The 12,414-nt window shown below is 71.5% G+C and carries 10 protein-coding genes; 1 reads left to right on the top strand and 9 read right to left on the bottom strand.

From position 1 onward, the window contains the following. From pyrF to pyrR, 8 genes are all read right to left on the bottom strand, one after another. Positions 1-606, bottom strand: a 606-nt coding sequence (pyrF, locus tag ACFXBC_RS33470) for an orotidine-5'-phosphate decarboxylase (protein WP_385033316.1), incomplete at its 3' end; no start/stop codon positions are given. Next, positions 603-1,715 (bottom strand): quinone-dependent dihydroorotate dehydrogenase, encoded by a 1,113-nt coding sequence (locus ACFXBC_RS33465; RefSeq protein WP_385033313.1) that lies wholly within the window; start codon positions 1,713-1,715, stop codon positions 603-605. The genes ACFXBC_RS33465 and pyrF, both read right to left, overlap by 4 nt. Positions 1,716-1,842: 127 nt before the next feature. Further along, positions 1,843-5,154, bottom strand: coding sequence for a carbamoyl-phosphate synthase large subunit (gene carB, locus ACFXBC_RS33460; protein WP_385033310.1), 3,312 nt, complete (start codon positions 5,152-5,154; stop codon positions 1,843-1,845). Beyond that, a complete protein-coding gene (gene carA / locus ACFXBC_RS33455) occupies positions 5,147-6,340 on the bottom strand; it encodes a glutamine-hydrolyzing carbamoyl-phosphate synthase small subunit (RefSeq protein WP_385033307.1) in 1,194 nt (397 codons plus the stop codon). Before carA ends, carB begins: the two co-directional genes overlap by 8 nt. Then, positions 6,337-6,954 (bottom strand): hypothetical protein, encoded by a 618-nt coding sequence (locus ACFXBC_RS33450; protein WP_385033319.1) that lies wholly within the window; start codon positions 6,952-6,954, stop codon positions 6,337-6,339. The genes carA and ACFXBC_RS33450 overlap by 4 nt, the downstream gene beginning before the upstream one ends. Before the next feature lie 29 nt (positions 6,955-6,983). Next, positions 6,984-8,270 carry a dihydroorotase gene (locus ACFXBC_RS33445; protein ID WP_385033304.1) on the bottom strand — a complete coding sequence of 429 codons (1,287 nt, stop codon included), beginning with the start codon at positions 8,268-8,270 and terminating at the stop codon, positions 6,984-6,986. Positions 8,271-8,272: 2 nt separating this feature from the next. Further along, the gene (locus tag ACFXBC_RS33440) at positions 8,273-9,250 is read right to left on the bottom strand and encodes an aspartate carbamoyltransferase catalytic subunit (protein WP_385033301.1); all 978 of its coding nucleotides are present in this window, start codon (positions 9,248-9,250) and stop codon (positions 8,273-8,275) included. A 174-nt stretch (positions 9,251-9,424) separates the two neighbouring features. Next, on the bottom strand, positions 9,425-10,015 hold the full coding sequence (gene pyrR / locus ACFXBC_RS33435) for a bifunctional pyr operon transcriptional regulator/uracil phosphoribosyltransferase PyrR (RefSeq protein WP_385033298.1): 591 nt from the start codon (positions 10,013-10,015) through the stop codon (positions 9,425-9,427). Positions 10,016-10,232: 217 nt separating this feature from the next. Between pyrR and bldD the strand changes: the two genes are divergently transcribed. Beyond that, positions 10,233-10,733, top strand: a complete 501-nt coding sequence (gene bldD / locus ACFXBC_RS33430) for a transcriptional regulator BldD (protein ID WP_014157378.1) — start codon at positions 10,233-10,235, stop codon at positions 10,731-10,733. Positions 10,734-10,845: 112 nt separating this feature from the next. Here bldD and ACFXBC_RS33425 read toward each other — a convergent pair whose 3' ends face one another. Beyond that, complete coding sequence (locus ACFXBC_RS33425; protein ID WP_385033295.1) at positions 10,846-12,216, bottom strand: pyridoxal phosphate-dependent decarboxylase family protein; 1,371 nt, start codon at positions 12,214-12,216, stop codon at positions 10,846-10,848. Between the last annotated feature and the right edge of the window lie 198 nt (positions 12,217-12,414).

The raw sequence follows: 12,414 nt of genomic DNA, 5'->3' as shown, positions 1-12,414 counted from the left end.
GGCGCCCACCGAGCCCAGCGGGTCGGCGCCCTCGTTCTCGGCCGCCATGTGGTCGAGCATCAGCCGGGCCAGCGTCCGGCCGTCGGACGCGGTGGCCCGCTGGACCTCGGCGCCCTCCGGGTTGGAGGTCAGCGCGAGCACGAAGACACCCGCACCGCTGAGCACCGCCGCGTCCAGGGCCGGCCGCAGCGAGCCGAAGCCGAGGTACGGCGAGAGCGTCACCGCGTCCGAGAAGAGCGGCGACTCCGGGTCCAGGTAGGTCGCGGCGTAGGCGCCCATGGTCGAGCCGATGTCACCGCGCTTGGCGTCCATCAGCACCAGCGCCCCGGCCGACCGGGCCTCGGCGACGGCCTTCTCCAGGACGGCGATGCCGCGCGAGCCGAACCGCTCGAAGAACGCGGACTGCGGCTTGAGCACGGCGACCCGGTCGGCCAGCGCCTCCACGACCGTGCGGGTGAAGCGCTCCAGACCGGCGATGTCGTCGCCGAGCCCCCAGGCGGTCAGCAGGGAGGCGTGCGGGTCGATGCCGACGCAGAGCGGCCCGCGGGTGTCCATGGCCCGCCTGAGCCGGGTGCCGAACGGTTCGGGCGGCTGCGGGGGTGTCATCGGACCACCGTCTTCCTGGTCTCCGCGCCGACGGCCTCGGCGAGCGTGGCGTACGGGCTGGTGCGCAGCCGGGCCGCGAGGCCCTTGTGGACCGCGCGGGCCCAGAAAGGGCCCTGGTAGATGAAGGCGCTGTAGCCCTGGACCAGCGTGGCCCCCGCCAGGATCCGCTGCCAGGCGTCCTCCGCCGTCTCGATGCCGCCGACCCCGATGAGGACGAGATCGCCGCCCACCCGGGCGTACAGCCGGCGCAGCACCTCCAGGGAGCGTTCCTTGAGCGGGGCGCCGGAGAGGCCGCCGGTTTCGGCGGTGAGCGCGGCGGCGGACCGCAGGCCGAGGCCGTCGCGGGCGATGGTGGTGTTGGTGGCGATGATGCCGTCGAGCCCCAGCTCGACCGCCAGGTCGGCGACGGCGTCCACGTCCTCGTCGGCGAGGTCGGGAGCGATCTTCACCAGGAGCGGCACCCGGCGGTCCGTGACGGTGCGGTCGGCTGCCTCGCGCACGGCGGTCAGCAGCGGGCGCAGCGCCTCGGTGGCCTGGAGGTTCCGCAGGCCGGGGGTGTTCGGCGACGACACATTGACGACCAGGTAGTCGGCGTGCCGGGCCAGCCGCTCGGTCGACTCGACGTAGTCACCGACGGCCTCCTCCTCGGGAACCACCTTGGTCTTGCCGATGTTGACGCCGACCGTGGTCCTGAAGACGGGGTTACGGGCCGCCAGACGGGCCGCCACGGCCGCCGAGCCCTCGTTGTTGAAGCCCATGCGGTTGATGAGCGCGCGGTCCGCCACCAGGCGGAAGAGCCGCTTCGGGGGGTTGCCGGGCTGGGGCCGGGCGGTGACCGTGCCGATCTCGACGTGGTCGAAGCCGAGCATGGTCATGCCGTCGATCGCGACCGCGTTCTTGTCGAAGCCGGCCGCGAGGCCGAAGGGGCCGTGCATCCGCAGCCCGAGCGCCTCGGTGCGCAGCTCCCGGTGGCGCGGCGCGAGCGCGGCGGCGGCGAAGGTGCGCAGGACCGGGACCCGGGCTGCGGCGCGGATCCAGCGGAAGGCCAGATGGTGGGCGCGCTCGGGGTCCATCCGCTTGAAGACCAGGTCGAAGAAGAGTCTGTACATCCGGCTTTCCTGATGGCGGGCTCCCGGGCGGGAACTCATGAACGGGAGCTCATGAACGGGAACTCATGAAGAGATGGACGGGAACCCATGAAGAGGGGGACACCGGAACCGGTGTCCCCCTCGTGGGCTAGACCTCGCGTGCGGCGGTCAGATGGCGTGCGTGTTCCTGGAGGGAGCGGACGCCGACATCGCCGCCGTTGAGCGCGTCGATGCCCTGGACGGCCGCGGCGAGCGCCTGGACCGTGGTGAGGCAGGGCACCGCGCGGGCCACGGCCGCGGTGCGGATCTCGTAACCGTCGAGCCGGCCGCCGGTGCCGTACGGGGTGTTGACGATGAGGTCGACGTCGCCGTCGTGGATGAGCTGGACGATGGTCCGCTCACCGCCCGGCCCCTCGCCCTCGCTGAGCTTGCGGACCACGGTGGCATTGATGCCGTTGCGGCGCAGCACCTCGGCGGTGCCGGAGGTGGCGAGCAGCTCGAAGCCGTGTGCGACCAGCTCACGGGCCGGGAAGATCATCGAGCGCTTGTCCCGGTTGGCGACCGAGATGAAGGCGCGGCCCTTGGTGGGCAGCGGCCCGTACGCCCCGGCCTGCGACTTGGCGTACGCGGTGCCGAAGACCGAGTCGATCCCCATGACCTCGCCGGTGGACCGCATCTCGGGGCCGAGCACGGTGTCGACGCCGCGGCCGTGCATGTCGCGGAAGCGCGACCACGGCATCACGGCCTCCTTGACGGAGATCGGCGCGTCCTGCGGCAGGGTGCCGCCGTCGCCGGTCGCCGGGAGCATGCCCTCGGCGCGCAGTTCGGCGACGGTCGCGCCCAGCGAGATACGGGCCGCGGCCTTGGCCAGCGGGACCGCGGTGGCCTTCGATGTGAAGGGGACCGTACGGGAGGCGCGCGGGTTGGCCTCCAGGACGTAGAGGATGTCGCCGGCCAGCGCGAACTGGATGTTGATCAGTCCGCGGACGCCGACCCCCTTGGCGATGGCCTCGGTGGAGGTCCGCAGCCGCTTGATGTCGAAGCCGCCGAGCGTGATCGGGGGCAGCGCGCAGGCCGAGTCGCCGGAGTGGATACCGGCCTCCTCGATGTGCTCCATGACGCCGCCGAGGTAGAGCTCGGTGCCGTCGTAGAGCGCGTCGACGTCGATCTCGATCGCGTCGTCCAGGAAGCGGTCGACCAGCACCGGGCGGGTGGGGCTGATCTCGGTGGACTCCGCGATGTACGCCGCGAGCCGGGTCTCGTCGTAGACGATCTCCATGCCCCGGCCGCCGAGCACGTACGACGGGCGGACCAGGACCGGGTAGCCGATCTCGTCGGCGATGGCCTTGGCCTCGTCGAAGGTGGTGGCGGTGCCGTGCTTCGGCGCGGGCAGCCCGGCCTCGGCGAGCACCCGGCCGAAGGCGCCGCGGTCCTCGGCGGCGTGGATCGCCTCCGGGGGCGTGCCGACCACGGGCACGCCGTTGTCCTTGAGCGCCTGCGCCAGGCCCAGCGGGGTCTGGCCGCCGAGCTGGACGACGACACCGGCGACGGGTCCGGCCAGCGTCTCGGCGTGCACGATCTCCAGGACGTCCTCCAGGGTGAGCGGCTCGAAGTAGAGCCGGTCGGAGGTGTCGTAGTCGGTGGAGACCGTCTCGGGGTTGCAGTTGACCATCACGGTCTCGTAGCCCGCGTCGCCGAGCGCGAAGGAGGCGTGGACACAGGAGTAGTCGAACTCGATGCCCTGGCCGATGCGGTTGGGGCCGGAGCCGAGGATGATCACGGCGGGCTTCTCGCGGGGTGCGACCTCGCTCTCCTCGTCGTACGAGGAGTAGAAGTACGGGGTCTTCGCGGCGAACTCGGCGGCGCAGGTGTCGACCGTCTTGTAGACCGGGCGCACCCCGAGCGCGTGCCGCACCTCGCGGACGACGTCCTCGCGCAGACCGCGGATGGCGGCGATCTGGGCGTCCGAGAAGCCGTGGCGCTTGGCGTCGGCGAGCAGCCGGGGGTCCAGCTTCTCGGTGGCGGCCAGTTCGTCGGCGTGCTCCAGGATCAGGAACAGCTGGTCGACGAACCACGGGTCGATCTTCGTCGCGTCGAAGACCTCCTGCGGGGTGGCGCCGGCCCGCATGGCCTGCATGACGGTGTTGATCCGGCCGTCGGTGGGGACCTTCGCGGTCTCCAGGAGCGCGGCCTTGTCGCCTGGCTCGCCCACGAAGGTGAACTGCGAGCCCTTCTTCTCCAGCGAGCGCAGCGCCTTGTTGAGCGCCTCGGTGAAGTTACGGCCGATCGCCATGGCCTCGCCCACCGACTTCATGGTGGTGGTGAGGGTGGCGTCGGCGGCCGGGAACTTCTCGAAGGCGAATCGCGGCACCTTCACGACGACATAGTCGAGCGTCGGCTCGAAGGACGCCGGGGTCTTCTCCGTGATGTCGTTGGGGATCTCGTCCAGCGTGTATCCGACGGCGAGCCTGGCCGCGATCTTCGCGATCGGGAATCCGGTGGCCTTGGAGGCCAGCGCGGACGAGCGCGAGACCCGCGGGTTCATCTCGATGACGATGATCCGGCCGTCCTCGGGGTTGACGGCGAACTGGATGTTGCAGCCGCCGGTGTCGACCCCGACCTCACGGATGATCGCGATGCCGATGTCGCGCAGCCGCTGGTACTCGCGGTCGGTCAGCGTCATCGCCGGGGCGACGGTGATCGAGTCCCCGGTGTGCACGCCCATCGGGTCGAAGTTCTCGATGGAGCAGACCACCACGACGTTGTCGTGCTTGTCGCGCATCAGCTCCAGCTCGTACTCCTTCCAGCCGAGGATGGACTCCTCCAGGAGCACCTCGGTGGTCGGCGAGAGCATGAGGCCCTGTCCGGCGATCCGGCGCAGCTCCTCCTCGTCGTGGGCGAAGCCGGAGCCGGCGCCGCCCATGGTGAAGGAGGGGCGGACGACGACCGGGTAGCCGCCGAGTTCACCGACGCCGTTGATGACGTCGTCCATCGAGTGGCAGATGACCGAACGGGCGGACTCGCCGTGGCCGATCTTCCCGCGTACGGCCTCGACGACGCCCTTGAAGAGGTCGCGGTCCTCGCCCTTGTTGATCGCCTCGACGTTGGCGCCGATCAGCTCGACGCCGTACTTGTCGAGCACACCGCCCTCGTGCATGGAGATGGCGGTGTTGAGCGCGGTCTGCCCGCCGAGGGTCGGCAACAGGGCGTCCGGGCGCTCCTTGGCGATGATCTTCTCGACGAACTCCGGGGTGATCGGCTCGACGTAGGTGGCGTCGGCGATCTCCGGGTCGGTCATGATCGTGGCCGGGTTGGAGTTGACCAGGATGACCCGCAGGCCCTCGGCCTTGAGCACCCGGCAGGCCTGGGTGCCCGAGTAGTCGAACTCGGCGGCCTGGCCGATGACGATCGGTCCTGACCCGATGACCAGGACGGACTGGATATCGGTGCGCTTAGGCACGCTGGCCCTCCATCTGGGCTGTGTTCATCAAAGACGTGAAGCGGTCGAAGAGGTACGCGGCGTCGTGCGGGCCCGCGGCTGCCTCGGGGTGGTACTGGACGCTGAAGGCCGGCTGGTCGAGCAGCCGGAGCCCTTCGACCACGTTGTCGTTGAGGCAGACGTGGGAGACCTCGGCGCGGCCGTAGGGCGTGTCGGATACCCGGTCGAGCGGCGCCTCCACGGCGAAGCCGTGGTTGTGCGCGGTGACCTCGACCTTGCCGGTCGCACGGTCCTGGACCGGCTGGTTGATGCCGCGGTGGCCGTACTTGAGCTTGAAGGTGCCGAAGCCGAGCGAGCGGCCGAGGAGCTGGTTGCCGAAGCAGATGCCGAAGAGCGGGGTCTTCCGCTCCAGGACGGCCTTGATGACCGTCAGGTCGGCGGTGGCCGGGTCGCCGGGGCCGTTGGAGAGGAACACTCCGTCGGGGGCGACCGCGTACACCTCGTCGACGGTGGCGGTGGCGGGCAGGACGTGCACCTCGATGCCGCGCTCGGCCATCCGGTGCGGGGTCATGCCCTTGATGCCGAGGTCGATCGCGGCGACGGTGAACTTCGCGGCACCCAGCGGGACGGTTTCGCCGTCGGGGCCGACCGCCGGGACCACGTACGCCTCGGCGGTGGCGACCTCGGCGGAGAGGTCGGCGCCGTTCATCTCGGGCGCCTGCCGGACCCTGGCGATGAGCGTGCCCTCGTCGGCCACGGCGTTGCCGGAGAAGATGCCGACGCGCATCGCGCCCCGCTCGCGCAGATGGCGGGTGAGCGCGCGGGTGTCGACGCCGCTGATGCCGACGATGCCCTGCGCCGTCAGCTCGTCGTCGAGGGTACGGCGGGAGCGCCAGTTCGACGGGATGCGGGCGGGGTCGCGTACGACATAGCCGGCGACCCAGATCTTCGCGGACTCGTCGTCCTCGTCGTTGACGCCGGTGTTGCCCACGTGCGGGGCGGTCATCACGACGACCTGGCGGTGGTACGAGGGGTCGGTGAGGGTCTCCTGGTAACCGGTCATCCCGGTGTTGAACACCGCTTCACCGAAGGTCTCCCCGGTGGCCCCGTAGGAGCGGCCGTGGAAAATCCGGCCGTCCTCCAGGACGAGTACGGCGGGGGACGCCGCCTTCCTCTCCGGGGCGTTCCCCGGCCTTGAGGTCGTCATCGTGCGGTGCCTTCCGTCGTGATCGGGTGGTGCGTGGTGCCGGTGGTGCTGTCGGCGGGGGCCGTGTCCGCGGCCGTTGCGGCGGGGCGGCTCATGGCGTTGACGGCCTCGGTCCAGGAGGCGTGCTGGGCCGCCCGGTCGGAGCGGAAGCCGGAGTCGATCAGCTTGTCGCCGTGCTGCCAGGTGATGATCAGCAGGCCGCCCTCGGTGAGGACCTTGCCCGCGATGCCCTTGTCGAGCCGGGCCTCGCGGAGCTGCGCCGCGGGGATGAAGAAGTCGCGCGCCCCGGGGCGTACGACGTCCACCCCCGCGTCCGTGAGAGTCACCTCGGCCCTGCTGCGGGTGCCCAGGCCGTGGGCGACGATCCGGTCGAGCCACTGCCCGGCGGTGGTCGAGCCGTGGTAGCGGCCGCTCATCTCCAGTCTGACGGTGCCCGGCGCGTCCGGCGCGGCCGGAAGCCCGGGGAGGTCGCTCTGGAGCGTGCCGCGCCACTTCCAGCCCTCGCGCATCAGCCAGTAGACGAGTACGACGAAGAGCAGCAGACCGACGATCCAGCCGATACGGCCCGACCAGTCGGTGACGTCCGCCGACTTCTGCTCCGCTGCGAGGTGCAGATATGCGGGGTGAAGATTGATGAGAGGTGTCACGCCAGCTTCCCGTCCACGACCGTTGCCCTGCCCCGCAGGAAGGTGTGGGTGACGCGTCCCGGCAGCTCACGGCCCTCGTACGGGGTGTTGCGGCTGCGGGAGGCGAAGCCCGCGGGGTCCACCTCTCCACGGTAAGCGGCATCGACCAGCGTGAGGTTCGCGGGCTCACCGGCGGCGACCGGGCGGCCGTGGCCCGCGAGACGGCCGATGGCCGCCGGGCGGAAGGACATCCGGTCGGCGACGGTCTCCCAGTCGACGAGCCCGGTGTCGACCATCGTCTGCTGGACGACGGAGAGCGCGGTCTCCAGGCCCACCATGCCCATGGCGGCCGCGGCCCACTCGCAGTCCTTGTCCTCGTGCGGGTGCGGGGCGTGGTCGGTGGCGACGCAGTCGATCGTGCCGTCGGCGAGCGCCTCGCGCAGGGCCAGCACATCGGCCTCGGTGCGCAGCGGCGGGTTGACCTTGTAGACCGGGTTGTACGTACGGACCAGCTCGTCGGTGAGGAGGAGGTGGTGCGGGGTCACCTCGGCCGTCACGTTCCAGCCCTTGGACTTGGCCCAGCGGACGATCTCCACCGAGCCCGCCGTGGACAGGTGGCAGATGTGCACCCGGGAGCCGACATGGGCGGCGAGCAGCACATCGCGGGCGATGATCGACTCCTCGGCCACTGCGGGCCAGCCGCCGAGGCCCAGCTCGGAGGAGACAACGCCCTCGTTCATCTGGGCGCCCTCGGTGAGCCGGGGCTCCTGGGCGTGCTGGGCCACGACACCGTCGAAGGCCTTCACGTACTCCAGGGCGCGGCGCATGATCACGGCGTCGTCCACGCACTTGCCGTCGTCCGAGAAGACGCGGACCCCGGCGGCCGACTCGTGCATGGCGCCGAGTTCGGCGAGCTGCTTGCCCGCCAGGCCGACGGTGACGGCGCCGATGGGCTGTACGTCGCAGTAGCCGGACTCCTTGCCCAGGCGCCAGACCTGCTCCACGACGCCGGCGGTGTCGGCGACGGGGAAGGTGTTCGCCATGGCGTGGACGGCGGTGAATCCGCCGACGGCAGCGGCCTTGGTACCGGTCAGCACGGTCTCGGAGTCCTCGCGGCCCGGCTCGCGCAGATGGGTGTGCAGGTCGACCAGGCCGGGCAGCAGGATCCGGCCGTCCGCCTCGATGACATCGGCGCCGTCGGCGGACAGTCCGGTGCCCACCGCCGCGATGGTCTCACCGTCGATCAGGACGTCCTGCGGCTCGCCGCCGAGCACCTTCGCACCACGGATCAGGGTCTTGCTCATGGTTACTTGCTCTCCTCGGTACGGGAAGTCGTGGCGGGCTCGGAGCCGCCCAGCAGCAGATAGAGGACGGCCATCCGGATGGAGACGCCGTTGGCGACCTGCTCGACCGCGGTGCAGCGGCCGGAGTCGGCGACGTCGGCGGTGATCTCCATCCCGCGGTTCATCGGTCCGGGGTGCATGACGATGGAGTCGCCGGGCATCCGCGCCATGCGGTCGCCGTCCAGGCCGTAGCGGCGCGCGTACTCGCGTTCGGTGGGGAAGAAGGCCGCGTTCATCCGCTCGCGCTGGACGCGCAGCATCATGACGGCGTCGGATTCGGGGAGCACCCGGTCGAGGTCGTACGAGACCTCGCAGGGCCAGTGCTCGACGCCGATCGGCACCAGGGTGGGCGGTGCGACCAGCGTCACCCGGGCGCCCAGGGTGTGCAGCAGATGGACGTTGGACCGGGCGACCCTGCTGTGCAGCACGTCGCCGACGATGGTGATGCGGCGGCCTTCCAGGTCGCGCCCGGTGCCGGTGTCGGCCCCGACGAGCCTGCGGCGCATGGTGAAGGCGTCGAGGAGCGCCTGGGTGGGGTGTTCGTGGGTGCCGTCGCCCGCGTTGACGACGGCGCCGTCGATCCAGCCCGATGTGGCGAGCCGGTAGGGGGCGCCGGACGATCCGTGGCGGATGACGACGGCGTCGGCGCCCATCGCCTCCAGGGTCAGCGCGGTGTCCTTGAGGGACTCGCCCTTGGAGACCGACGACCCCTTCGCGGAGAAGTTGATGACGTCGGCGGAGAGCCGCTTGGCCGCCGCCTCGAAGGAGATGCGGGTCCGGGTCGAGTCCTCGAAGAAGAGGTTGACGACGGTGCGGCCGCGCAGGGTCGGAAGCTTCTTGACCGGCCGGTCGGCGATCCGGGCCATCTCCTCGGCGGTGTCGAGGATCAGGACGGCGTCGTCGCGGGTGAGATCGGCGGCCGAGATGAGGTGGCGCTCCATCTGGGTGTGCTCCATGTTCGCGGGGAGGGCGCGGAGGTCGAGCGGATTCGGGCAGGGCGGCCGGGCAGGAGGGCACGGCCCGGCGGCCCGGGTCAGGGCGTACGAATGGGCGGCCGGGGCCGCCGGGTCGCGTCCTCGCCCGGGAGAGGCCTGGACACGACCGCTCGGACCCGGCTAGCTGCCGCCGGCCGGGACGGTCCGCTCGGTGCCGAGCAGGACCGTGTCGCGGCCGTCCTCCTCGGCGAGCTGGACCTTGACCGTCTCGCGCAGCGACGTCGGGAGGTTCTTGCCGACGTAGTCGGCGCGGATCGGGAGTTCGCGGTGGCCGCGGTCGACGAGGACCGCGAGCTGCACGGCGCGCGGGCGGCCGATGTCGCCCAGGGCGTCGAGCGCGGCGCGGATCGTGCGGCCGGAGAAGAGCACGTCGTCGACGAGGACGACCAGGCGTCCGTCGACACCGTCCGCGGGGATGTCCGTACGGGCCAGCGCGCGGGCGGGCCGCATCCGCAGGTCGTCGCGGTACATGGTGATGTCCAGGGAGCCGACCGGGACCGTGCGGCCGGTGATCTCCGCCAGCTTGGCCGCGAGCCTGCGGGCGAGGAACACACCGCGGGTCGGGATGCCGAGGAGTACGACATCTTCGGCGCCCTTGGCGCGTTCGACGATCTCGTGGGCGATACGGGTCAGCACCCGTGCGATGTCCGGGGCCTCCAGGACGGGGCGCGCGTCGGATCCACCGCCGGCTTGTGCACTACTGGTGTCCATACGAAACGGACCTCCTTCTCCGCCTCACGGGACGGACCTTAAAGGACGTCGGAATTACGGAAACCACCTTACCAGGGCCCCACAGGGGCCTGCCGCCCTGGTCCGGGGGCGGTCCGGACCATTCGGCTTGACGCATCCAAGTAACGCTGCGTAACCTCACAGTGAGTTACCAGCCGCGCGGCGGAGCCGCAGGTCATCTCAGCGTCCGGGGAGCCATATGTCCAGCGAATACGCAAAACAGCTCGGGGCCAAGCTCCGTGCCATCCGCACCCAGCAGGGCCTTTCCCTCCACGGTGTCGAGGAGAAGTCCCAGGGCCGGTGGAAGGCCGTGGTGGTGGGTTCGTACGAGCGTGGCGACCGCGCCGTGACCGTCCAGCGCCTGGCCGAGCTGGCGGACTTCTACGGGGTTCCGGTGCAGGAGCTGCTGCCGGGCACGACGCCGGGCGGAGCCGCCGAGCCGCCGCCGAAGCTCGTCCTGGACCTGGAGCGCCTCGCCCACGTCCCGCCGGAGAAGGCCGGACCGCTCCAGCGTTACGCGGCCACGATCCAGAGCCAGCGCGGCGACTACAACGGCAAGGTGCTGTCGATCCGCCAGGACGACCTGCGCACACTCGCCGTCATCTACGACCAGTCCCCTTCGGTCCTCACCGAGCAGCTGATCAGCTGGGGTGTGCTGGACGCGGACGCCCGTCGCGCGGTCGCGCACGACGAGGGCTGAGCCCCCTCACGGATTGTTCAACAGAAGAAACGTCTCGTCCTGAGGGCGGCCCCGCATATGCCGGGGCCGCCCTCGGGCTTTCCGGACTCGGGCACGGCCGTGCCCCTCGGCGTCAGGCTTCCGCCGGCCGGTAGAGCAGGCCGACGAGCTCCGGCAGCAGCCGCTCGGCGAGCTTCGGCGGCAGCCCCTGGAGCACCGCGAGGACGGGCGCCATCCGCTCGGGCAGCTCCCCCCGCTCCCCCACCCCGGCGAAGGCGAGCGCCACCGCCGCCTCCTCGGGGGTCAGGGTGTCCGGGTCGAGCGCCGCGGCTGCCTCCAGTACCGCGGGGTCCGCGTCGGCGGGCCCGGCCGAGGCCGCCGCCGCGGTCGCTTCGGCCAGCGCGTCGAGCAGTTTCCGTACGGTCTCGCCGTCCGCCATCGCCGCTGTCACGGTGAGGTGCAGATTGGCCGGTGAGCCGGCGTAGGCGGGCTGCGGCTGTACGTACCAGCCGAGACGGCGCATCTCGTCGGCCACCACGAGCGGGTCGATGCCCGGCCCGTCGGCGGCGACCGCGAGCAGCGAGGCGTCCGGGGTCCCGAGCACACGCAGCCCGTCGATCTCCCCGACCCCCGCCACGAGCGCCGTCACCGCGGCGTGGACGCGCAGCGACAGCGCGGTGTACCCGTCGGTGCCGATCCGCTCCAGTACCGCCCAGGCCGCCGCCAGCGGTCCGGCCGGCTTGGTGCCCTGGAGGGTGGCGTTGACCACCGGGTAGCCGGGCCACGAGGCGTGGGCGAACCAGCCGTGCCTGCGGAGTCCGGCGTCCCTGAACAGCAGGACGGAGGCGCCCTTGGGCGTGTACGCGTACTTGTGCAGGTCCACCGAGAGCGAGGTGACACCGGGCACGGCGAGGTCGAAGGGCGGCACGGGTGGCGCTCCAGCCCCGAGCCGCAGATGCCCGAGGTACCAGCCGCCGATGCACGCGTCGACATGACAGAGCACACCGCGCCTGGCCGCCACGGCGGCGGCTTCGGCGACCGGGTCGATCACCCCGTGGGCGTACGAGGGCGCGGAGACCACCGCCAGCGCGGTGCGGTCGGAGAGGGCCGACGCCAGGTCGGCGGCGCGCACCCGGTGGGTCAGCGGATCCACGGGGACCACCACGGCCCTGAGCCCGAAGAGCGCGGCGGCCTTGTGGAAGGCCGCGTGGGCGGTCTCCGGGAGCACCAGTTCGGGTGCGGTGACGCCCCTGGTCCGCAGCGCGTGTTCGCGTGCGGTGAGGACGGCCAGCAGACAGCTCTCCGTACCGCCGCTGGTGAAGGTGCCCACGGTCTCCGGGCCGCCGCCGAGCAGCCGGGCGGTACGCCCCACGATGTCGTTCTCCAGGGAGACCACACTCGGGAAGGCGGTCATGTCGAGGCCGTTGACGCCCGCGAACGCCGCTGCCGCCGCGGATGCCAGCTCCTCGATGCCCGGCAGGCCCGAGTCGTAGACGTACGCCATGGTGCGTCCGCCCCTGACGGGGAGGTCCGCAGCGCGCAGAGCGCCGAGCCGGTCCAGGATCCGCCGGTCGGCCGTCGAGCCCCGGATTGTCGCCGCGGGAGTCCCTGGGGTTCCTGGGGTTCCTGGGGTTCCTGGGGTTCCTGGGGTTCCTGGGGTTCCTGGGGTTCCTGGGGTTCCTGGGGTTCCTGGGGTTCCTGG

It is taken from the genome of Streptomyces sp. NPDC059398 (assembly GCF_042751845.1).
In the GTDB taxonomy this organism is placed as follows: Bacteria; Actinomycetota; Actinomycetes; order Streptomycetales; family Streptomycetaceae; genus Streptomyces.
This window is presented reverse-complemented; position numbering and strand designations above follow the sequence as displayed.

Bases quoted from the DNA above. Each gene is read 5' to 3' on its own strand.
- ACFXBC_RS33465 (WP_385033313.1), bottom strand. From the start codon at position 1,715: ATGTACAGACTCTTCTTCGACCTGGTCTTCAAGCGGATGGACCCCGAG.
- carA (WP_385033307.1), bottom strand. From the start codon at position 6,340: ATGACGACCTCAAGGCCGGGGAACGCCCCGGAGAGGAAGGCGGCGTCC.
- ACFXBC_RS33445 (WP_385033304.1), bottom strand. From the start codon at position 8,270: ATGAGCAAGACCCTGATCCGTGGTGCGAAGGTGCTCGGCGGCGAGCCG.
- ACFXBC_RS33440 (WP_385033301.1), bottom strand. From the start codon at position 9,250: ATGGAGCGCCACCTCATCTCGGCCGCCGATCTCACCCGCGACGACGCC.
- pyrR (WP_385033298.1), bottom strand. From the start codon at position 10,015: ATGGACACCAGTAGTGCACAAGCCGGCGGTGGATCCGACGCGCGCCCC.
- bldD (WP_014157378.1), top strand. From the start codon at position 10,233: ATGTCCAGCGAATACGCAAAACAGCTCGGGGCCAAGCTCCGTGCCATC.
- ACFXBC_RS33425 (WP_385033295.1), bottom strand. From the start codon at position 12,216: ATGGCGTACGTCTACGACTCGGGCCTGCCGGGCATCGAGGAGCTGGCA.